This is a genomic window from Paenibacillus sp. J31P190, assembly GCF_059692075.1.
The window spans coordinates 616,948-636,866 of record NZ_JCAUAS010000001.1 but is presented as its reverse complement, the minus strand read 5'-3'; the positions used below and the strand labels follow the sequence as shown (position 1 = coordinate 636,866).

Sequence of the window (19,919 nt, the reverse complement as noted above, 5' to 3'; positions counted from 1 at the left end):
GTAAGGTAAGGTAAGGTAAGGTAAGGTAAGGTAAGGTAAGGTAAGGTAAGGTAAGGGGAACCGCTGGCGCTGGTGCGCGGCGGTTTTTTTGACTGATATGAGTTTGTTTTGGGGTAAGCGAAGCTTACCCCTTATTTATTTGCGTTGGGAGAAAGGTCGAAATACCTCAACTTGAGGGATTTGATTGGATGATATCCAATGATGTCTCACGACATCGGCGATTGGGGTTAGTTCCATTGGATTTATACAGTGGAATAGGTGGAAATAGCTCAGAAGAGCTGGTTTTGGAGCATTCTGTTGGATTAACTCCAATGAAAGCGGGCAAATAAGGTGAATGAGCCTGATTTGATTGTATTTTATCCAATGGAGCAAATGAGGGGAGATTGTCGGTTATGCATGAACAAGATATTAACCGTAGGGAAATTGAAGGGCGCTTTCTCGTGGACCGGATCGCGGAGTATGTGAAACGCATAGGGTCGTATGCCAAGGTGCAGATGATAGAGGTGCCGGACGATAAGGCACCGGAGAACATGAGCCCTGATGAGGAGCAGTAGGTGCGTATGAAGGAGAGCAATCAGCTGGCCTTCGTGATCTGCGGCTTACTGGAGCTATCCAGCGAGCTGCTGGAGGAGCTGTGTGGCTACGGGGGAAGCCCGCTTTAGGCTGAGACGATGATTTTCATCGTTAAAGTTGCGTATGAGCGCGCACGAGTAACTGTAGCGATGAAAAACATCGCTACATTGGCAGAAAGAGTGCCCAACTGGTTAAAGTACGAGCGGAGTGGATAATCATCTCCCCGACCGATAATCATCATCTCACATCCCATGCCAAACGGGGTCTAAATGAGTAAATGATTATTTCGGCACCTCCCTGCGGGCGTGTAGTGTGGAACTTGTAGCACACAACAATTTCGCGGAGGTCTAACCAATATGAAGAGAAACTTAGTCTCGATTCCACTTAGCGTTCTGCTTGTTTCCAGCTTTGCACTGGCAGCTTGCTCAGACGGGGGGAAGTCAACTCCTGCAGCTACGACTGGTGCGGTGGAGTCGCCTAAAGCAACGGCAGACAACAAACCGACGGCGATTACGATTATGGCACCGCTGAACACAGCGCAAACGCCGCCCGATACGATTATTAAAGAACTCGAAAAGTTGACGAACACGAAGCTAACGTATCAATTTTTCCCGGCGGATACGTATGAGGAGAAGCTGAATACAACATTTGCAACAGGGGCACTGCCGCAAGTTACTTACCTCAAAAACCAGGCGACATTTGTTCAGATGAAATCGGCCATTCGTGACGGACAATTCTGGGAAATTGGTCCTCTACTGAAGGACTTCCCGAACCTGAGTAAATTGAAATCCACAACCAATGATAATACGAAAGTGGATGGCAAGCTTTACACGCTTTATCGCGGTGTAGACATTGCCCGTCAAGGTCTCATCTATCGGAAAGATTGGGCGGATAAGCTAGGACTGAAGCCACCGGCAACAACGGAAGATTTGGTTGCCATGATGAAGGCGTTCACTGAAAATGATCCTGACGGCAATGGCAAAAAGGATACCATCGGCTTAACGGATCGTAACGATCTCATTTACGGATCATTCAAGACCGTTGCCACTTGGTTAGGCGTACCGAACAATTGGGGCCTTAAAGATGGCAAGCTGCAGCCTGAGTTCATGTTCCCCGAATATGTAGCGACGATGGATTACTACAAGAAGCTGCGTGATGGTGGACTGATCAACAAGGACTTCGCGGCTACAAGTAAAACAGATCAACAGAAGCTGTTCACCAATGGTACAGCGGGTATGTACATCGGTGCCATGACGGATGTTTCATCTCTCAATAAAGATTTGATCAAAAACGTGCCTACCGCTGTTGTGGATGTGCACAGTATGGTCGCTGGGCCAAGTGGTAAATTCGCAGCATGGGCTCTTCCTGGTTATGCGAACGTCGTTCTGTTCCCGAAATCCGCTACGAAAACAGAAGCTGAGCTAAGGAAGGTCTTGGCTTTCTTTGACAAAATGATGACGCCTGAAGTTGCCAATGTTGCAAACTGGGGCATTAAAGATACTAACTACAGCGTAATCGACAACAAAGCGAAGAAGCTGGATGAAGAGAAATGGACACGCGAAGTCAAGCCATTCACAGACGCGGCCATTGGTGATGAAGATACGTCCGGCAGATACTTGGGTATTCCTACGATTCCTGCTCAAGGTAAGGCAGATGAACTCAAGATAGCGAACCTGAAGTTCGCTGTGCAGGATCCGGTAGCTGCTCTGGATTCGAAAACGAACCAGGAGAAGGGCGCTCAACTTCAAGATGTGATTAAAGATGCAACGAACAAATATATCTACGGCACGATCGATAAGGCTGGTTTTGATAAGGCTATTGAAGATTGGAAGAGTCGTGGAGGCAGCAAAATTATCGAGGAATACAACGCTGTTTATAAAAAGTAATGTTATTACAGCAAAGTATACAGGTTGAATGCGGGAAGACTGCTGTGTCATCAGTAGCAGTCTTCTTGGTTTGAATGAATCGTTCGGAAAGGAAGAAACCGTATGCAGGAAGTGAATGTAGCACAACGTGTGGTGGCTAGGAAACAAAGCAGCGAACTGGGTAGACGACTCTGGAAAAACAAATGGATCTACGTCATGCTGCTGCCGGGAGTCTTATACTTTCTCGTTTTCAAATATATTCCCATGTACGGATTGATCATTTCATTTCAGAATTATAAACCGTTTAAAGGGATTAGCGGGAGTGAATGGGTTGGTTTAGAGCATTTTCGGCGTTTGTTTACAGAGCCCGATTTCTTGATTATTTTAAGCAATACGTTAATTTTATTTGTCATGAATCTCTTGTTTTATTTCCCGATTCCGATTCTTCTGGCGCTCATGCTGAATGAAGTCAAAGGGGATCTTTTCAAAAAAGTATTTCAAACGATCGTCTATCTGCCACACTTTATGTCCTGGGTTATTATTGTCTCGATCAGTTTCGTTATGCTGACGATGGACGGCGGAATTATCAACGATATTATTGAGTTTTTTGGATTTGAAAAGATCAATTTCTTGTTAGCTCCGGAATGGTTCAGACCGATCTATATTCTTCAAGTGATTTGGAGAGAAGCGGGTTGGGGTACGATTATTTATCTGGCGGCGATTGCTTCTATCGATCCTGGGTTGTATGAGGCTGCGCGTATGGATGGTGCAGGACGGATTAGACAAATGTGGCATATTACATTGCCTGCCATTCGAAGTGTCATCATTGTTTTGTTAATTTTGAAAATTGGTGCGGTTCTCGAACTCGGTTTTGAACATGTCTACTTGCTTCTCAACTCCATGAACCGAGATGTTGCTGAGATCATTGATACTTATGTATATACAGCAGGGTTAAAACAAGGGCAGTTCAGTTACAGTGCTGCTATCGGATTGTTCAAATCGTTTATTGGACTTGTGCTGGTTATGTTAGTTAACCGAATTGCCAAGAAGATGGGCGAAGAGGGCGTTTATTAATGCTTACGAAGTAAGTTTTGCTAAAGCAAAACTCTTAGGAGGTTCTACCATGGTAGAAGACACTACGCTAGGCGGCAGAATGTTTGGCATCATCAATTATTTGTTACTAACGATCATTGGTCTCATTACGCTTATTCCCTTTGTACACGTTGTAGCGGGTTCGTTTACGACCAGTGCGGAAATGGCTGCCAAGAAATTTGTCATTATTCCGACGGATTGGAGTTTAGAGGCCTATCGATTCATTTTCTCAACGAATACGATATTTAAAGCCATGGGTGTTTCGATTGGTACCACGCTTGCGGGAACGATCATCAGTATGTTTATCACAGCCTTGATGGCCTACGGTTTGTCCCGTAAAGACGTGGATGGAAGAAAAATCATTATGTTTCTTGTTGTGTTTACGATGTTGTTTCACGGCGGATTGGTTCCGACCTTCCTAGTTGTGAAGGAACTGGGGATGATCGACAGCTATGCGTCGTTGATTCTTCCTTCTGCGATTAGTGCCTTTAATTTAATTATTTTGAAAAATTTCTTTCAAAACATCCCAGAGGGACTCGAAGAGTCTGCTAAGATCGATGGCTGCAGTGACTTTGGTATTTTGTTCCGAATTGTACTGCCATTATCGATGCCTGCTATTGCAACCATCTCTTTGTTCTACGCCGTGACGTATTGGAACACTTACCTCAGCGCGATTCTTTACTTGAATGAGAGTGCGAAGTGGCCGATTCAGGTCCTCCTCAGACAAATTGTCGTGCTTGCCAGCGGGATGGATGTCAGTGCGGATTTGGATAGTGTCACACCGCCTCCTGCACAATCGATTAAGATGGCAGTTATCGTCGTTGCGACTTTACCGATCTTGTGTGTGTATCCGTTCTTGCAAAAGCACTTTGCTAAAGGGGCTATGATTGGCTCCATTAAGGGATAAGGAAGGAATTTCAATTAATCCGAAAATTTATTTAGACATAGAGAGGAAAATTCAATATGACTCATCATTTTGTAAAATCACCCATTGAATGGGCACGAGCTGCCTGCGATTCAATTATGAGCACGTACACGCCGATGGAGCTCCCGCCTGCTGAGCGCTGGCATTACCACCAAGGTGTTTTCTTATGTGGCATGGAAATGCTGTGGGAAGCTGAACAAGATGAACGCTATGACGCCTATATTCAGGCATATGTCGATGGTTTGATCGATGAACACGGCAATCTATATTTCGCACGGGATGAGCTGGATGCGGTTCAAGCGGGGCTTTTGTTGTTCCGATTGGAAAAACGGAACGGACAAAGCAAATACCGTATCGCTGCGGGTAAGCTGAGAAGCTTGCTGAATACGCTGAATCTCACTTCGGAGGGCGGTTACTGGCATAAAGATAAATATGCCTACAACATGTGGTTGGACGGTTTGTATATGGCAGGCGTCTTCTCATTGAAGTATGCGAATGCTTACGGAGATGATGCATTGCGCTCCACGGTGCTGCATCAAGAGAAACTGATGCGCAAATATATGAAAGATGAAGAGACAGGACTGTTGTACCATGCCTGGGACGAAAGCCGGAAGATGCCATGGGCGAATGCCGAGACCGGCTGTTCACCGGAATTTTGGGGCCGCTCACTCGGCTGGTATGGCCTAGCGGTTACACAATTCCTTGATGAGCTCCCAGCGGACGAACCAGGGCGTGAAGAGTTAGTTAAATCGCTGCGTGATTTCATTCATGCCTTGATTCGATATCAGGATGCGGAAAGCGGATTGTGGTATCAAATCGTTGATAAGGGTGATCAGCCGGATAACTGGCTGGAGACATCCTGTACCAATCTGTTCGTATACACGATTGCCAAAGCAATTAAGCACGGGGTTGTCGGCCAAGAATGTGTGGACGCAGCGGTGAAGGGATATGAAGGACTGATCCGAACACTGAAGTTCGACGAGCAGGAGCGGGTGATTCTGCCACTCATCTGTATCGGAACGTCAGCAGGCGATTATGAGAACTATGTGACTCGTCCGACTAGTGAGAACGATCTACATGGCGTTGGCACATTCGTGATGGCGTGTGTAGAAATGGAGTCACTCATGAAGTCCTAAGATTTGTGTTTAAGAGGCTGGACACAACTTCGTGTTCAGCCTTATTTTTCGTGAAACTTAGCAAATCGTTATTGCCTTTGCCGCAATGTAGGACCACTGTGGGATAGTACCTTTTGGTGATAATATGCCATAATCAGCAACAAACTGGGTATTACAAACTGCAATGGGAGATGTAGATAGGTCATGTCAAATTTTAATCCTACCGCTAGGTGTTCTGCATATGTTTTAACCATGATATGACCAAGAGGGACAATGATCGCACCAAGCGGAATAAGAACGAAGTGATGGTTCTTCAAATTTAATAATTGGGCTGTCCCAACCGAGGCGCCATAGATGTAGATACCTACTTTAAAGAAGCCCCCTGCTACCATTAGCATGATAACCACAGCATCGACCCGCTCGAGAAAATCCGCTACGGAGACCATTCGTATCGCCGATAATAGAGGATAATTTAACATACCGTACAATTGAGGCCCTAGAACGGAGATCATACCTAATATATTAAAGGATAATAAAATGCCTGCTGTCAAAACTGCGGCCATCGCTACTTTTTTAAGCTTCACATTGTCTTTTAACGCTGGCCAAACCATGGTAAATACAACCAATTCCCCAAAGGGCAGGCTAGTCTGATATGGAAATGATTCTTTCCAGACTTTGTTTATTCCTGAACCCAACATAGGTGTAAGGTGCTTCATGTCAACAACCCCTGATATATAAACGACCATCCATGTACTCATGGATATGATCAAAATAACGGGAAATACCAATTCCGCCATACGTCCAAACACTTCAATGCCACCGCGGAGCGTATAAATAATAACGGCTACAAAACTTGCAAGTATAAAAATACTTGGAGTTCCAACCAAAATTGTAGAAATCATAAGTTCGGAGAAATCTCGACTGATCCTCGCAGCTTGAGAGGTAAAATAAATAATATAAGTGATACATAATGGATATCCAATAAACTTACCCATAAGTTGTTGAATGATCTGAATCAATGAATGACCTGGATAATACTCGGATAATTTGGTGAAGACGGAGATTAAAATACATCCAAACACCATGCCTATTAATACGGTTAGCCAAGCATCTTGTTTAGCTTCCGCTCCTAATGAGAAAATAATAGCACTCCCGATTTCAAAAGCTAACATAAGAAGAAAGAGTTGTTTGATACTTATTTTCTCCGGTTGCATACCGGCCTCACCACCTTTCCTGCGAATTAGATATCATTATTAACGTTCATTATCTTTTTTAAACGAAATATTGTTTATGGTTTAGGTATCGTTTACCTCAAATTGTCAAAAGATAGGAAGATAGAAATGGAATAGAACAGCTCGCGTGTCAGAGGAGAAATGATGAAGAAGTTTCGTAATCTGTGTTTTGGCATCGTACTCATCGCTTTCATCGGATGGTGTTTATATTTTTACTTACATGAAGTTTCGTCTAAATTTTTGGGCCGTACAAATTTTTATACGTTCACTGTTTTGGAGATGCTGTTGGCTGCAATGGGAGCTTTCTACATGTTCGCTACGGTTATTATGTCAGTAGGTTATCTTTTCTTTGTGGTGGTCAAAAAATTAAAGGCTAAGTAGTGAGGGGGGAGGGTGGCATGGAAAAAGGAAAGTTAGGTTGGTTGAAAAGTTTAGTGGCTTCTAAACGAAAGCACACGAACTATCCCGAACAATCATCTACAATCCTCACGGCACCTTTGAAAAATGATGTGCTTAGCACGAATCTTTTACAGAATGTAGAACAATTGAAAATGATCTTTGATCGTTCTTCTGATATTGTGTTTAGGGATTTTCAAGTGGGTGAGACTCACAAGGGGACGCTTCTCTTTTTAGATGGCCTAGTCAACATGAAATTGATTGACGATGATGTTATGAAACCTCTGATGGAGTATGGGAAAAACCAGTTTGCACAAGCCAATCTTCGTTATGAGGACATGCAGATTTTGCTTCGGAATCAAGTTATTTCTGCTGCGCAGATAAGCAGTGGAACTAATTTCCAAGATGTAATAGATCACGTATTGTCTGGGGATACCGCATTGATTCTTGACGGCACAGGACAGGCTTTATTCATCAGTGCGAGAGAATGGGAGTCCCGATCGGTTGAAGAACCGGCGACCGAAGCTGTGATCCGCGGCCCTAGGGACGGGTTTACAGAAAACCTGCGGACCAATACCAGTCTCATTCGCAGGAGATTGAAAACCCCTCAGCTGAAAATGGAAGCGATGAAAGTAGGACGGTTATCGAAAACCGAGATCGTCATTACTTACTTGGATCGCATTGCTGATGAATCACTAGTGGCGGAAGTCCGTGAAAGAATCGGCAGGATTGACATCGATGCGATTCTGGAAAGCGGATATATCGAGGAATTAATTGAAGACAATCCGCGGTCCATTTTCCCTCAGGTGCAGAGCACGGAACGACCGGATAAAATCGTTGGCAACATATTGGAAGGGAAAGTAGCGATTATTATCGATAATACGCCTTTTGCCCTGTACGTTCCGGTAACTTTTTATGAAATGCTGCAGGCGAGCGAAGATTATTATGGGCGTTTTATGATTTCGACGGCGATCCGTTGGATCCGCTTTTTGTTTCTGGTGATCGCCTTGTTTTTGCCATCTCTCTATATTGCTCTATTAACATTTCATCAGGAAATGGTTCCGTCAACCCTGTTATACAGTGTGGCTTCCTCCCGTGAAACGGTCCCCTTTCCAGCTATTATCGAAGCTTTGCTGATGGAAATATCCTTTGAAGGGTTGCGGGAAGCCGGTGTGCGTTTACCTAGACCTGTAGGACAGTCGGTGAGTATTGTTGGAGCTTTGGTAATTGGTCAGGCCGCTGTTATGGCCGGCATTGTTTCCGCCCCGATGGTTATTGTCGTATCCATCACGGGAATCGCTTCATTTATCATTCCCAGCTTCAGTCAGGCGGTCGCAATCAGATTGCTGCGTTTTCCCATGATGTTTTTAGCCGGGTCGCTGGGATTATACGGAATATTATTAGGGATGTTGTTCATTATGAGCCATATGTGCCGCCTTCGTTCGTTCGGCATACCCTATTTGTCACCTTTAGCCCCGCTGCATTTTGGTGATTTTAAAGATGTACTTGTTCGGGTGCCTTGGTGGAGCATGACGGAGCGTCCGGAAGAGAATGCCAAAAGTAATCCACAGCGAATGAAAAGATCATTGCGTCCCCGACAGCCGAACAACAAGGAGTAGGATTTTCTAGGGAAGGGTAATGTTGGATGAGAACACGAATTTTATTGGTTTTGATCCTTCTGATGATGCCGATTCTTTCGGGCTGCTGGAGCCGGATAGAAGTCAACGACCTAGCCTTTGTGACCGCGGCAGGAATCGATAAGATGGAGGATGGTAAAATCCGTTTAGCACTGCAGGTCGCTATTCCGCGAATGTTAGGCGCTGCAGGTCAAGGGGGCTCTAGCGGGGAGATAGGTATAGGAGCTAAAGCTGTATGGGTCACTTCAGAAAAGGGGGAATCGATTCTGGATGCCTATCGAAGACTCCAGGAGAAACTGCCGCGCCGCATTTTCTTTTCTCACAGCGGTATTATCGTTATTGGCGAACAAATGGCTCGAGACGGAGTTTCTCCGATACTCGATTTTTTTATTAGACAACGGGAAGCGCGAATGCGCAGTTACATACTTTTTACCAAGGGAGAAGCTTTAAAGATTCTGAAGTTTATCCCCAAACTCGAAAAAATACCATCGGAAGTCATGAGGGAGGAAGTGAAACAGCACATTGGCGTAAGGATAAATCTAAAGGAGTTTGTCCATATGCTTGTAACAGAAGGCGTGGAACCGATTGCTGCCGAAATGGAAATTGTATCTTCGAATTTAATGAATGAAGAGGATTCAAAGGCACCATCTGTGTCGAATATAGAAACCAACCTGTCGCTCAATGGATCCGCGATATTCAAAAAGGATAAATTAATTGGCTGGATGAATGACCTAGAGACGAGAGGGGTTCTCTGGCTTCGCAAGGAAATGAAAACCGGTGTTGTCACGGTAAACATTCCGAAGGAAAAGGGAAATGGAAAAATCAGTGTTTTAATACTGAAGGCCAAGACCCAAATCACTCCGATTCTTAAGGGTGGAGAAATAACCATGGAAGTGAAAGTAAGTGCTGAGAATGATCTTTATGAGAATAACTCGAAATTGGATGTAAGTGATCCAAAAGTAATTCATTTTGTGGAAAAAGAATTGGAAGAGGATCTCAAAAAAAGAATTCAGTTGGTACTTGATATGGCACAGAAAAAATTTAAATCAGACATTTTCGGATTTGGAGTCGCTGTCGAACGGAAATATCCAAAAGCGTGGAAAAGTAAGTTTAATAAGCAATGGGAGGAGGATTTTCCCAAGCTTAAAGTCAATATCATTACTGATTTGACGGTAAACCGTACAGGTTTAACGAATAAACCTTTAATTTTGAAAGAGAAGGAGTCCGAAAGTTAATGAAAGTCATCCTGATTGTAGTTCTTTTTGTACTACTTGCTTCTCGAGATGTGCCCGGAATGAGGAACAAAAAGTATCGTAAAGATCTGCTTATATACAGTTTTTTGATGATGATAGGGATGACCTTGAGTTTTCTTGCTGTTTTCCATGTTTACCTTCCGATCTGGCCGCATAGTTAAAAGGAGTATCGTACATCAATAGCACAAGAAGTTGAATGAGGGGGCGTCCATCAGGACGTCCTTTTCATGTTTCTTACGTTAGTTGAATGATAATTAAGGAATCCAGAATAAACCAAACTATGATAAAATAAAACCTAATTCATAGAAATACGCATAGATTCAGAGTTTGCTAGGGAGCGGATTTGCAGGAGCGCGCCATCAGGAGGTACAGGATATGAAAAGAACGTTAGCCGTAAGCGATATACATGGCTGTGTGGATGAATTCAAGCAATTACTCGATAAAGTAAATTTCAATGCCGAAGAAGACCAGCTCGTGCTGCTTGGTGATTACGTGGATCGGGGGCCGCAAAGTCGGGAAACCGTGGAATTCGTTATGCATTTGGTGCGCGAAAAGGGAGCGATTGCGCTCAAAGGGAATCATGACCAACGTTTTGTAGATGTTCTGGGGGACGTAGATTCATTGACGGAAATGAAGTTTTTTGAACATGGAGGCATCCAAACATTTAAAAGCTTCTGCGGGGCCGAGGATCTTGACTTGAAGCAATCGAAAGAACGAATCCGAGCAAAGTTCAGCGATCATATTTCATTTCTAAATAATCTTCCATACTATCACGAGGACGAGACTCACATTTATGTTCATGCTGGGCTTAATCCTGCATTTTTGGATTGGAAAACCCAACCAGAAAGGGACTTTTTATGGATTCGAGCTCCTTTTGTTCAGCAGCGAACCGTTGTAAAAAAAACAGTCGTTTTTGGGCATACGCCGGCTAAGGATATTCACGGAAAAGCAGATGTTTGGTTCGATCGTGATAAGATCGGCATTGATGGCGGATGTGCATACGGCTTGCAAATCAATTGTCTGGAAATCAAGGGCAGAAATCAGTACAAGACCTATTCGGTTGCTTCCAAAGGGAGTTGGAAATAAGCGATGGGATCGCATCGGGCGAGTCCTTTAGCAAGAAAGATCAAGAAGCGTTATTCTAAATAGCTTACACTTTGTTTAGAATGCTGGAGGGGGCAACCGATGGACACCGATTACTTTGTGCAGATTCAGAAGATCGCACATACGGAGAAGAAGTTAATCGATATTGCCCTCGACAATGGGTTCCAGTCCCACGAGAATTTCACTCGAGCATTTAAAAAAGTTTTTGAACGTACGCCGATTGCTTGCCGTAAACAAGGTATATTGACGCCAGTTTATGCGAAAGTGAATGTGCTGCAAAGAAAATTCAACCCAAAGCGGAGAGACTTTGAGCTACGCTCAAAGATCCCTATATTAGGAGGAATTCGAATGGAATATCAAGTGAAGACGAAGCCTGCTTTTAAACTGATTGGCTATGAACTGAAAACGACTAGCAAAGAGGGAAGAAACCTTCGTGAAATCCCTGCATTCTGGGGCTCGTATCTACAGGAGGGCAAGGGGAATCGCATTCCCAATCGCGTACATGCAGATTTACAAGTTGAGTTGGGCATTTGTACGGATTTTAACATGGAGACTGGGGATTTTTGTTATATCATCGGAATGGAGGCCACAGGTTTCGAAGGAGTGCCAGCCGATCTGGTGAGCCGTGAATTTCCGGAGGCAAGGTATGCGGTGTTTACAACACCGAAGGTGACACAGGATCAATTTTCTGCATCCATTCAGAGCACGTGGAAGTCCATTTTCGAAGAGTGGTTTCCTCATTCCGGCTATGAACATGCAGGTGGCGCAGAGTTCGAATTGTATGATGAACGCTGTAACCCATCCAAACAGGAGCTCATCCAAATGGACATTTATATTCCGATTAAGGAAAAATAGAGCACCCTGCTTGTAACAAATAGGAATCATTTGTAATCAAAATGACATCTGGTTTTCATCTGGTTTTAAGGTTCGGGGCCTATACTGAAATTCGACCCCCTTTTTAAATATATATACTTGAAGACCCGCAGCCCGTTGCTGTGGGTCTCTTTTTTTGCGTCTGGGTTTGGAGACTGGGCTTCACGGAAACCAAGGTAAAACGACTTCGTTACCGTATTGATTAGTTGCGGTCACCTTAGGAAAATGAACCTAGTTTAAGTAAGGTGACAGGGCAATTGTTAAGAAAAGACAGCAGAGCAAAACGTGTCTATTTGCAAGTAAGCAGTGGCAGGATACGATGATATCGCCGGCACAACAGCAGGCTCACATTTGGAAAGGGTGAACACAACATGGAGGAAAGAGTGACCGGCTTACATAAGAAGCTAAGCCAGCGGAAGCCAATTCCAACCAAGCCGATTCCGTCCACATTCCGAGGCCGCTTGATACGGGATCGACATTTGTATCTGATGCTTCTGCCTGTGATTGGATTTTATCTGCTATTTAAATATGCTCCGATGGCTGGCGAGATTATTGCCTTCAAGGACTATCGATTCGCCGACGGCATCTTCGGCAGCAAGTTTGTAGGGCTTAAACACTTCACAAGCTTATTCCAAAGCATCGATTTCTGGAGAGTATTAAGAAATACGTTGCTGCTTAATGTGTACAGCCTTGTTTTTGGATTTCCGGTGCCGATACTACTCGCGCTTCTGCTTAATGAAGTACGCAAAGAATGGTACAAGCGGACCGTTCAGAATCTGCTCTACTTGCCCCATTTCATCTCATGGGTTGTCCTTGGGGGTATCTTCATTGCTATGCTTTCACCAAGCACGGGTGTTGTCAATTTGGTGCTGACGAAGGTGTTTGGCATCGAACCTATTTATTTCATGGCTAGCTCCGGCTGGTGGCCTGTTGCTTATACTTTATCTGGCATATGGCGGGAAGCGGGCTGGGGCACAATTCTTTATCTGGCTGCAATGGCCTCGATTGATCCGCAGCTGTATGAGGCGGCCAAGATGGATGGCGCATCGAAGCTTCGTCAGATTTGGCATATTACATTGCCGGGCATTCGCAGCACAATAGCTATCCTGCTCGTTCTCCGAATGGGGCAGATGATGGATGTGGGGCTTGAGCAGACACTGGTTCTGCAGAATATGTCCGTCTTGGATGTTGCGGATGTAATTAGCACATACGTGTACCGTGTCGGTTTGCAGAATATGAACTACAGCTATACAACGGCTTTAGGGTTGTTCCAATCCGCAGTGGGTTTGATACTGGTCGTTGGCGTAAACAGATTGACTCGAGCGTTTGGAGAACGGGGGTTATGGTAAGCGATGCAAAGTTTATCTAAAAAGCAATCCCTCGTAACCCGTCTAGGGACATCAGCAAATTATGCGATACTCGGTTTTCTTTCGTTAATTGCCTTATACCCGTTCTGGTATGAGGTTGTATCGTCCTTCAGCAGCAGCAGGGCTATTACAGCGGGTGAAGTGACGTTGTGGCCGGTCGAATTCAATGCGGAGGCCTATAAGCGTCTTTTTCAGGATGGACAGCTCTTTGTAGCGATGTGGAATACGGTGCTGGTAACCATAGTCGGCACAGCGCTCAATATGATACTTACTTTACTGGCTGCGTATCCGCTTTCCAGACGAAGACTGATGGGGCGTAATGGGCTGCTTATTTTCATCACCTTCACCATGTTGTTCGTTTCGGGGGTAATCCCGAATTTTATACTCGTTAAATCATTAGGACTTATGGATACCTATTGGGCGTTATGGCTTCCCTCATTAATCAGTACGTACAACATGTTTGTGATGAAAACGTTCATGGAAGGCTTGCCGGAGGAAGTGGAGGAATCAGCGTCTATTGACGGCGCGGGGGATTGGCGAATTCTGGTTCAAATCATTTTGCCATTATGCAAACCGATCATAGCTGCTATCTCACTCTTTTATGCCGTAGGATGGTGGAATTCATACTTCAATGTATTGCTGTATGTTACCAAAACAACCAAGCAAACCTTAACGCTCAAGCTCTATCAAATGATCCTGCAGGTGGATCAAAATCTACTGGATCGTGCATCCGGCAGCGAGGGTGTTGCGGAGATGACGCTTACTCCCGAAGGGATTAAAGCGGCAGCGATTGTCATTGCAGTCACGCCCATTCTGGTCGTGTACCCGTTCTTACAGAAGCATTTTGTCAAAGGTGTCTTGATTGGATCGGTCAAAGGCTGATATCTTAGGGCAAATAGTCCTTGATATATACCACACAATATTTAGGGGGATGGAACCATTGAAAATGACTAAACATGCGTGGAAACCAGTTCTTGCAGCAAGTATGTCTTTAGCAGTATTAGCTGCTTGTAGTACGAATACGACTAAAGAGGGGAGCAGCTCAGCAAAGCCTCAAGGAAGTGCAGCAGCTACGGTAACAGCGGCCGGTCCGAAGAAAGAAATCAGCATTTCCGCTTTTGATCGTGGAACAGTAGCCGCAGAGGAAGGCAGTTACGAGAGCAACCGTTGGACAAAGTGGATGAATGAGAATTCGCCGGCTAAGGTAACCTGGGTGCCAGTTCCTCGTGCGCAGGCTCAACAAAAGCTGAGTACCTTAGTAGCTTCCGGGAGCGCACCTGATCTCATTTGGGAGTATGACCGCAACTATATTGCGCAATTGGCTAACCAAGGTGCCATTCAACCGGTAGATAGTTTTATCGAGAAATATAGCAAGACTTTGAAAAAGTATCTGCAGGAGCATCCTGAGCTTAAATCAGCTTCGACGATTAACGGCAAGATGTATGCGGTCACAAGCAGCAGAAGTATAGATGGGATTGCCAACCACGGGATGTGGATTCGTCAGGATTGGCTAGATAAGCTGGGCTTGAAGGCGCCGACGACAACGGAAGAATTGATCGAGGTGGCTAAGAAGTTTAAGGAATCAGACCCGGACGGTAACGGTAAAGCAGATACAGTGCCTATTGTGTTTAATGGCAACGGTGTGCAAATCATTAGAGCTCTCTTTTTCGTGAATGAGAATCAGTGGTATTTGGAAGAGGGCAAGCTCAAGTTTGGCAGAACGTTGGATCGTTACAAGGATTCTGTTGCCTATCAGAAAACATTATTCGATCAAGGCTTGCTGGATAAGGAGTATATCACGGATAGCAACTTCCAGCGCGCACGTCAAATGTTGACTACTGGCAAGGCAGGTATTTATTTTGCTGGTTGGGATATTCAGAACGAATTCATGGATCTCAAGAAGAACGTACCGGATGCCAAGATGGTTCCATTGGAACCAGTAGCTAGTAAATATGGAAGAAACGGCTTGTACCAGGAGCTTCCGGCGAATATTCTAGTAGCCTTTAACAGTAAAATGAAAGAGGATAAAATCGAATCAGCCGTTAAATTCCTCGATTGGATGATGGAGAAAGGCGATATGGCGATGAAGTTCGGCGAGGAAAACGTCCATCACAAGCTAGTGGATGGTGTTATTCCGCAAAAAATCGACGCTGATAAATTCCGTAAGGAAGTTGGCTACGCTGCTGAGTATGCGATTGTAACTGATTTCAGTCTGAAAGCCGAGTGGTTCCCGGTCATGGCTGCTCAGGATGCGCTCTCCCAGGAATATGCCAAATTGAAGACACAGTCGCTAGGTGTGGCACTCAAAAACAAATATCGAAGAGACATAGCTTTTAGCCCGGATATTCCGGAAGTAAGCCAACTGATCGCCACTTTCCATCCGATTGCTACGCAAATTGAGGTGAAAGCCGTAACTGGAGGCAGTGCATCAACCCCAGAGGCTGCTATGGAAGAGTCGCGTAAAGAGTGGAAGCGACTTGGCGGAGACAATGTGGAGAAGCTTGCACAGGAGTGGTATGAGAAGAATAAAGAGTTCTTGAAATAAGGAGGAATTTTTCCGGCATGAGCGTAAAAGAGACTATTCTTGATCATAAAGCACTGTTGATAAAAGCAATCACAGCCAAAGAAAGCGAGTACGATTCTCAGATCTATATGCTTCGTCGGCCTTTTCATAGCCCGGGGTATCATACTACGCTAACGGCGAAAGATCACCCGACGACTCATCCGACTTATCAATCGCTGCTCTATGCAGTCGGCTTGCTGAATACGGAAATGAAGGAATATGAACAGAGGGCCTATGATATCATTGGCCGTCTGTTATCCTTGCAGGATCGCAATCCGCTAAGTGATACTTATGGGATATGGCCTTGGTTTTATGAAGAGCCGCTTACACAGATGGCTCCTCCTGATTGGAACTGGGCAGACTTTTGCGGTAAAGAGCTGCTTCTTGCGGTACTGCGTCACGGTCATAAGCTGCCTGAAGCGCTGAAAGATCAGATTCGCGAATCGGTAAGCTTTGCATGCGACGCGATCATCAAGCGGAATGTAGGACCGCACTATACGAATATTGCGATTATGGGGGCATTTGTGACCTTAATCGCTGGTGAGCTGTATGAACGGAAGGATTATGCTGATTATGGGCTGGAAAGGTTGGAGAAGCTGCAGCAATATACAGCAAATCTAGGGACCTTCCAAGAATTCAACAGTCCTACCTATTCTGTCATTGCCATTGTAGAGCTGTCTAAAATTCGTGAGTATTCCCTCAACTCTCGCGCGAAGGACGTAACTGCTGAATTGTTAGACATGGTCTGGCGAATGGTGGTGGAGCATTATCATCCGGTCTCCCAGCAATGGGCTGGTCCGCACAGCCGCAGCTACAGTACCTTACTGACGAATAAGGCTAAATCCTTCCTGCAAGTCGCTACCGATAACAAGCTGGTTTTCTTTGCCTCTGATGATTTGGATTATGATGCGGAGTGGTTTGGCAGCAGAATCCAATGTCCGAAACAATATGTTGAACAATTTACACGAGTTGAGGTACGTGATCTTAAGCAGCCTTATTATCGCAATGAGGAGACTGGATTCGTGAAATGGGCGGAGACTTACATCACGCCGCAATATGCGATCGGAGTGTTTAGGAAAGAGATCATGTGGAATCAAACAAGGGGGATGGTCGCTTATTTTGATAATGGTGGGCAGCCCACTTATTTGCAAATGCGCTGCTTACATGATGGGTACGATTATTGCTCAGCTGTTCTCAGCGTTGCAGCGAGCCGCAGCCATCTGTTGTTAGGCGTAAACTTTCTGACGAACGGCGGGGATACACACCCAAATCTGGATCGTATTCAAGGTCGTATAGAGGCAACGGATTTCCGGATTCGAATGGAATTTGGCGGTTGCTTGGAGCGTATGAACATTGAGCAGGAAGGCGCTGTGGCGCAAGTGCAGATCAATGGACTGCCACTGCGCTTCGAAAGCTTGTATGCTGCCTTTGAGAGTACTGGAGAGAACCAACTGCGCTGCGGCGACAAAAGCGTATCCTCCGCTACCGCTGGTTGGCACTGGGAATGGAACAAGCTGGGAGACACCTATGGACTAGATCTGGTTATTTACGCAGGCGAGCGGCAAAGCATAGACTTCCAAGCTATGGACAAAGCTGCGTTCTTATTCTCGTTAGCTATAGGTGACTCGGTGAACGAATTGCCTCTGATTGTCATTGAAGAAGAAGCTGAGCACGTGACAGCAAGGCAGGATGACAATCGTGCTGACAGTTCGCAGCAACAACTGTCGATTTCCTTGAAGCCGAATGACAAGCATCCGAACTAAGGAGGCAAAAAAAGGAGCTCGCCAATTAAATGGCGGTCTCCTTCCTTTTTTCAAGCATTTCGGAGAGCAGCATTAGCACTAATCCCTGTCCATAAAGCGTTGGATAACATGGAATTGTGTTATAAGCTTCAATCGTCGGCATAACAGGTGTTCCGCCCGACACGCCGGTTACTTCCCCGCTAGGCAGAACTTTTGATAGAATACATTCAGCAGCGCGATAGGCTGCTTCTTTGGTGGATGCGTCCAACAAACCGCGTTTCACGGCTAGTAGAATGCCGCAAGCGATACCGGCGCTGCCTGAAGTCTCTGGATAGTAATCAGGTTGATCCATGACGGTGGCCCATAGGCCATCTGCTTGTTGATAACGGATGAGTCCTTGCATCATAGCACGGTAGCGCTCTAAAGTTTCTTCGGGTACTTGAGTGAGGCCTTCGAGTTCTTGCAGGATCATCGGCGTTGCGACTGCGATCCATGCGTTAGCTCTAGTCCAGCGTGCAGCGGACATATGATCCTGGGCAATGCAGTTCCAACCGTGGAACAACACACCTGATCTTTCGTCCTGAAGCAGCCGCAAGTGAAGGTCAAGCTGGTTGACAGCTTCTTGCGCATAGGCGGTTTCACCGGTAAGGCGGGCAAGTCGCGCTAGGAACAGATCAGCCATGAAGATCGTGTCAGCCCATACCTGCTCCGGGAAGCTGGCATTTTCGGTAACGGTATGCTCGAAGGCACCTTCCCTTGTACGAGGAGCTTCAGTTAGCATCCACTTCCCGATGCGCTCGGCAGTTTCCAGGAAGACGGGGTCCTTCGTGTGGCCATAAAGAGCAGGAAATATGGCGAAGGGGGCCATGGAGTTAATGACCTTCAGATGCTCCGATTTATGCATGTTTTGGCGTGCCCATAAGGTCAGATGATCCAGGATCTCCTGTTTTTGCGTGCTTTCATAATAAGCTAGTATCGATATAACACCGACACCGGGCACCCAGTCCCAATGATGAATATCCAACCCCCAATTTCCTGAATGATCAGATAGCATGTAACCATAAATTTGGCTCGCGGTTTGTTCGAGATGAGCAGATGCAAGTGTAGTTGGCATGTCATATTCCTCCTTGAAAGAGTAGTGGCATAAGTTCACTATACTATGCAGGATGACCGTGAGGCTTGGCGTATGCTCTTATTGACTTGGGGTATTGTCTACGAAATAGAACCGAAGGAAGTGAAGGACTGTGAGCGGGGTGAAATCGGAAAACATAGAACTGGTGGAGCAGCCTGATGCCATTGGAGCGTCAATAGATGAGTGGACGAATCTGACACTCTCTGCCTTTCCCGTTCATTGTTTGTATCGAACGACGAGCTTGTACCAGCGCAGCTTCCATTCGCATAGCGGATTCGAATTTTATTTATGTATACAAGGCAGCGGCAAATATATTGCCGGTGAACGGATTCATACACTAGGACCGGGAAGCTTCACGGTTGTAAGGCCTATGGCCATGCATAGATCCCGCCCGGATATAGAAGTACCCTTTCATCGCTATGTCCTTGCCGTGGAGAAAAGCTATCTGGAGGGGCTGTACGAGCGAGATGGGCAAATAGCCGCTTGGATCGAGCAGTGGCTTCCAGAGACGGGCAGCGATTCCCTTCATGTCCAATTAAATGCCCGGCAATTGCTGGGCTTGCAGGAAACGCTTAGTCAATTGGAGCGGGAAATCCGGGAGCAGCAGCCGGGATATCCCCTTGCTGTGAAAGGGCTTCTGCTGCATATGTTTACTCAGTTAGGCCGTTATCAGACGGAGAGAGGAATTGTTCAGCCGGGATCGGAAGACCGGAAGAGGGTCGTCGAAAGCATACTGAGCTATATGATGGAGCATTTCCAGGAACCTTTGCGTATAGAGGATTTGTGCGGACAGTTTCACCTTTCGCGATCCTATCTTTGTAGAATTTTCAAACAGGATACAGGGGTCTCCGTCAATGAGTTTCTAGTTGCTTACCGTATCAACAAAGCGAAGGAGTGCTTGCAGGGAAGCGATCTGCCCATAACGGAGGTTGCAGCTTCTGTAGGGTTTCAGGATATTTCCCATTTTTGCCATACGTTCAAAAGATTGACGGAGTTAACGGCAAGCGGATATCGGAATCTGCACCATTCCATATAATTGAGTCCGTTAAA

The 19,919-nt window shown here is 45.5% G+C and carries 16 protein-coding genes and 1 pseudogene; 14 read left to right on the top strand and 3 right to left on the bottom strand.

Translation table 11 applies throughout. The features are described 5' to 3' along the window. The first annotated feature begins 392 nt into the window (after positions 1–392). Positions 393–554 (top strand): hypothetical protein, encoded by a 162-nt coding sequence (locus AC58U0_RS02640; RefSeq protein WP_497377498.1) that lies wholly within the window; start codon positions 393–395, stop codon positions 552–554. 104 nt (positions 555–658) lie between these two features. On the opposite strand, the gene AC58U0_RS02635 is transcribed toward AC58U0_RS02640, so the two are convergent. Then, positions 659–811 (bottom strand): hypothetical protein, encoded by a 153-nt coding sequence (locus tag AC58U0_RS02635; protein ID WP_497377496.1) that lies wholly within the window; start codon positions 809–811, stop codon positions 659–661. A gap of 118 nt (positions 812–929) precedes the next feature. Between AC58U0_RS02635 and AC58U0_RS02630 the strand changes: the two genes are divergently transcribed. The 4 genes from AC58U0_RS02630 (at position 930) to AC58U0_RS02615 (ending at position 5,591) form a co-directional block, all read left to right on the top strand. Further along, the gene (locus AC58U0_RS02630; protein ID WP_497377494.1) at positions 930–2,459 is read left to right on the top strand and encodes an extracellular solute-binding protein; all 1,530 of its coding nucleotides are present in this window, start codon (positions 930–932) and stop codon (positions 2,457–2,459) included. Positions 2,460–2,561: 102 nt separating this feature from the next. Beyond that, positions 2,562–3,512 carry an ABC transporter permease gene (locus AC58U0_RS02625; protein ID WP_497377493.1) on the top strand — a complete coding sequence of 317 codons (951 nt, stop codon included), beginning with the start codon at positions 2,562–2,564 and terminating at the stop codon, positions 3,510–3,512. Between the two features lie 49 nt (positions 3,513–3,561). Continuing rightward, positions 3,562–4,437, top strand: a complete 876-nt coding sequence (locus tag AC58U0_RS02620; protein WP_497377492.1) for a carbohydrate ABC transporter permease — start codon at positions 3,562–3,564, stop codon at positions 4,435–4,437. A 56-nt stretch (positions 4,438–4,493) separates the two neighbouring features. Further along, positions 4,494–5,591: a glycoside hydrolase family 88/105 protein gene (locus tag AC58U0_RS02615; RefSeq protein ID WP_497377491.1), complete on the top strand. Its 1,098-nt coding sequence runs from the start codon at positions 4,494–4,496 to the stop codon at positions 5,589–5,591. A 68-nt stretch (positions 5,592–5,659) separates the two neighbouring features. Here the strand turns inward: AC58U0_RS02615 and AC58U0_RS02610 are convergent, their stop codons facing one another. After that, on the bottom strand, positions 5,660–6,784 hold the full coding sequence (locus AC58U0_RS02610) for a GerAB/ArcD/ProY family transporter (protein ID WP_497377490.1): 1,125 nt from the start codon (positions 6,782–6,784) through the stop codon (positions 5,660–5,662). A 416-nt stretch (positions 6,785–7,200) separates the two neighbouring features. Here AC58U0_RS02610 and AC58U0_RS02605 point away from each other — a divergent pair, with 416 nt between their 5' ends. The 8 genes and pseudogenes from AC58U0_RS02605 (at position 7,201) to AC58U0_RS02570 (ending at position 17,758) form a co-directional block, all read left to right on the top strand. Further along, a complete protein-coding gene (locus AC58U0_RS02605) occupies positions 7,201–8,817 on the top strand; it encodes a spore germination protein (RefSeq protein WP_497377489.1) in 1,617 nt (538 codons plus the stop codon). 26 nt (positions 8,818–8,843) lie between these two features. Then, the gene (locus AC58U0_RS02600) at positions 8,844–10,070 is read left to right on the top strand and encodes a Ger(x)C family spore germination protein (protein ID WP_497377487.1); all 1,227 of its coding nucleotides are present in this window, start codon (positions 8,844–8,846) and stop codon (positions 10,068–10,070) included. A 393-nt stretch (positions 10,071–10,463) separates the two neighbouring features. Further along, entirely contained in the window at positions 10,464–11,174 is a 711-nt protein-coding gene (locus AC58U0_RS02595) for a metallophosphoesterase family protein (protein WP_497377485.1), read from the top strand. A 129-nt stretch (positions 11,175–11,303) separates the two neighbouring features. Beyond that, a pseudogene (locus tag AC58U0_RS02590) lies at positions 11,304–12,047 on the top strand (effector binding domain-containing protein); the annotation flags it as partial. A 389-nt stretch (positions 12,048–12,436) separates the two neighbouring features. Further along, the gene (locus tag AC58U0_RS02585) at positions 12,437–13,414 is read left to right on the top strand and encodes an ABC transporter permease (RefSeq protein WP_497377484.1); all 978 of its coding nucleotides are present in this window, start codon (positions 12,437–12,439) and stop codon (positions 13,412–13,414) included. Positions 13,415–13,417: 3 nt separating this feature from the next. Beyond that, positions 13,418–14,314: a carbohydrate ABC transporter permease gene (locus AC58U0_RS02580; RefSeq protein ID WP_497377482.1), complete on the top strand. Its 897-nt coding sequence runs from the start codon at positions 13,418–13,420 to the stop codon at positions 14,312–14,314. Between the two features lie 64 nt (positions 14,315–14,378). Next, complete coding sequence (locus AC58U0_RS02575) at positions 14,379–15,977, top strand: extracellular solute-binding protein (protein WP_497377678.1); 1,599 nt, start codon at positions 14,379–14,381, stop codon at positions 15,975–15,977. Between the two features lie 17 nt (positions 15,978–15,994). Beyond that, on the top strand, positions 15,995–17,758 hold the full coding sequence (locus AC58U0_RS02570; RefSeq protein ID WP_497377481.1) for a DUF8769 domain-containing protein: 1,764 nt from the start codon (positions 15,995–15,997) through the stop codon (positions 17,756–17,758). Positions 17,759–17,783: 25 nt separating this feature from the next. Here the strand turns inward: AC58U0_RS02570 and AC58U0_RS02565 are convergent, their stop codons facing one another. Continuing rightward, entirely contained in the window at positions 17,784–18,851 is a 1,068-nt protein-coding gene (locus AC58U0_RS02565; protein ID WP_497377480.1) for a glycoside hydrolase family 88/105 protein, read from the bottom strand. A 130-nt stretch (positions 18,852–18,981) separates the two neighbouring features. Here AC58U0_RS02565 and AC58U0_RS02560 point away from each other — a divergent pair, with 130 nt between their 5' ends. Further along, complete coding sequence (locus tag AC58U0_RS02560) at positions 18,982–19,905, top strand: AraC family transcriptional regulator (protein ID WP_497377479.1); 924 nt, start codon at positions 18,982–18,984, stop codon at positions 19,903–19,905. Positions 19,906–19,919 lie beyond the last annotated feature (14 nt).

What these genes read in the sequence shown, in the direction of transcription:
- AC58U0_RS02640 (WP_497377498.1), top strand. Translation starts at nt 393, where the DNA reads ATGCATGAACAAGATATTAACCGTAGGGAAATTGAAGGGCGCTTTCTC.
- AC58U0_RS02635 (WP_497377496.1), bottom strand. Translation starts at nt 811, where the DNA reads ATGATTATCGGTCGGGGAGATGATTATCCACTCCGCTCGTACTTTAAC.
- AC58U0_RS02630 (WP_497377494.1), top strand. Translation starts at nt 930, where the DNA reads ATGAAGAGAAACTTAGTCTCGATTCCACTTAGCGTTCTGCTTGTTTCC.
- AC58U0_RS02625 (WP_497377493.1), top strand. Translation starts at nt 2,562, where the DNA reads ATGCAGGAAGTGAATGTAGCACAACGTGTGGTGGCTAGGAAACAAAGC.
- AC58U0_RS02620 (WP_497377492.1), top strand. Translation starts at nt 3,562, where the DNA reads ATGGTAGAAGACACTACGCTAGGCGGCAGAATGTTTGGCATCATCAAT.
- AC58U0_RS02615 (WP_497377491.1), top strand. Translation starts at nt 4,494, where the DNA reads ATGACTCATCATTTTGTAAAATCACCCATTGAATGGGCACGAGCTGCC.
- AC58U0_RS02610 (WP_497377490.1), bottom strand. Translation starts at nt 6,784, where the DNA reads ATGCAACCGGAGAAAATAAGTATCAAACAACTCTTTCTTCTTATGTTA.
- AC58U0_RS02605 (WP_497377489.1), top strand. Translation starts at nt 7,201, where the DNA reads ATGGAAAAAGGAAAGTTAGGTTGGTTGAAAAGTTTAGTGGCTTCTAAA.
- AC58U0_RS02600 (WP_497377487.1), top strand. Translation starts at nt 8,844, where the DNA reads ATGAGAACACGAATTTTATTGGTTTTGATCCTTCTGATGATGCCGATT.
- AC58U0_RS02595 (WP_497377485.1), top strand. Translation starts at nt 10,464, where the DNA reads ATGAAAAGAACGTTAGCCGTAAGCGATATACATGGCTGTGTGGATGAA.
- AC58U0_RS02585 (WP_497377484.1), top strand. Translation starts at nt 12,437, where the DNA reads ATGGAGGAAAGAGTGACCGGCTTACATAAGAAGCTAAGCCAGCGGAAG.
- AC58U0_RS02580 (WP_497377482.1), top strand. Translation starts at nt 13,418, where the DNA reads ATGCAAAGTTTATCTAAAAAGCAATCCCTCGTAACCCGTCTAGGGACA.
- AC58U0_RS02575 (WP_497377678.1), top strand. Translation starts at nt 14,379, where the DNA reads ATGACTAAACATGCGTGGAAACCAGTTCTTGCAGCAAGTATGTCTTTA.
- AC58U0_RS02570 (WP_497377481.1), top strand. Translation starts at nt 15,995, where the DNA reads ATGAGCGTAAAAGAGACTATTCTTGATCATAAAGCACTGTTGATAAAA.
- AC58U0_RS02565 (WP_497377480.1), bottom strand. Translation starts at nt 18,851, where the DNA reads ATGCCAACTACACTTGCATCTGCTCATCTCGAACAAACCGCGAGCCAA.